General features: G+C 63.9%; 2 pseudogenes. Both read right to left on the bottom strand.

Features of this window, described 5'->3' with window-relative positions:
* Positions 1–863, bottom strand: a pseudogene (locus RQX22_RS19205) (methyl-accepting chemotaxis protein); the annotation flags it as partial.
* A gap of 62 nt (positions 864–925) precedes the next feature.
* Positions 926–1,252: pseudogene (locus tag RQX22_RS19200) on the bottom strand (methyl-accepting chemotaxis protein); the annotation flags it as partial.

Here is a 1,252-nt window from a genome sequence, read left to right as displayed (position 1 = left end):
GCGTTGAGCGCCAGCAAATTGGTCTGGCCGGCAATGTCCCGAATCAGGCTCAGGATCGACTCGATCGTCTCGACGTGGCTGGACAGGGCGCCGCTGATCTCGACCGCCTGGGCGGCCTGTTCGCCGGCCCGGGCCGCGACCCCTGCCGCGACCTCGACCTGTTCCCTCGCTTCCTCGATCGCAAGGATCAGACCGGCTGCGGTATGCGCTGCTTCGCGCATCGCCAGTGCCGATTGCTCGGCAGCCGAAGCGACCTCCGAACTCTTGCCCAGCATGCCGCGGGCGGCGGCGGCCGTGGATCCGGTCTTGTCGCGCAAGGATACCGATTCCTCGGTGGTGGCTGCCACCAGGCTGGCGACCTTCTGTTCGAAATGTTCGCTTTGCCGACCGCGTTTCTCTGCGGCGTCATGGGCGTCGAGAATGCCGATCTGAGCCAGCACGACCTCGGTACCATAATCTCGCAGACGCTGGAGCGTCTCCATCGCCGCGATGAAGCCTTGATTGTCGTCGGCGAAATGCTCGTGCAGGGCGCCGGCAAGGATCGCGGTATATCGGGCGCCCTCGTGGATCACCGTCGGCACGGACAGATCCCGATTGTAGATGTCCATGCCATAGGCTGCGCCGGCATGAATCCATTCCGCGTTGACGGAGCGTATGAAATGGTCGCGCAGCCGCGCGGCCGCTTCGTCGCCGCCATAGGCGCGGGCTGCCTCCTCCAGGGAAGGTCCCGCACGGTCCCAGAGTATCTTCAGCTCTTTGCCGAAACGTCCGTCGGGATTGTAGATGGCCAGCCGGCTTTCCACCTGTGCGTCGGTGAGCCCTTGCGCCGTGGATCCATTCGCGGGAAGCTGAAAGCCTGACATGTCCTGAAGTCCCAATCCTCGAAAATCGGAGGGCAGCGGACCGATGCCGCCGCCGCTGTCGTTCACACCGCGAAATTCTTGACGAACTGGTTGGTCGCCGCCTTGAACCTGTCCATCTGTTGGTCGACATGGCCGAAATCATGCTCGACCGCGTCGATCTGGTTGACTACTTGCTCGGTGTCCGAGCGGATCGCGGCGATGGTGGACGACATGGAATCGGCAGCAAGCGCTGTTTCGTCCACCGCGGCGGTGATCATCGTCACCGTCCGCGCCTGCACCTCCATCGCCTGACGGATCCGGTCGGCCGAGGTTTGCACCTCCTCCACCGTATGGCGGATCGAGCTGTTGGCATCCACCGTCTGCCGGGTCGCCTGCTGGATCGCGGTGAT

The organism is Sphingosinicella rhizophila (genome assembly GCF_032378825.1).
Lineage (GTDB): Bacteria > Pseudomonadota > Alphaproteobacteria > Sphingomonadales > Sphingomonadaceae > Allosphingosinicella > Allosphingosinicella rhizophila.
The sequence above is the reverse complement of the archived record's forward strand: the minus strand, read 5'-3'. Positions and strand labels throughout refer to the sequence as shown.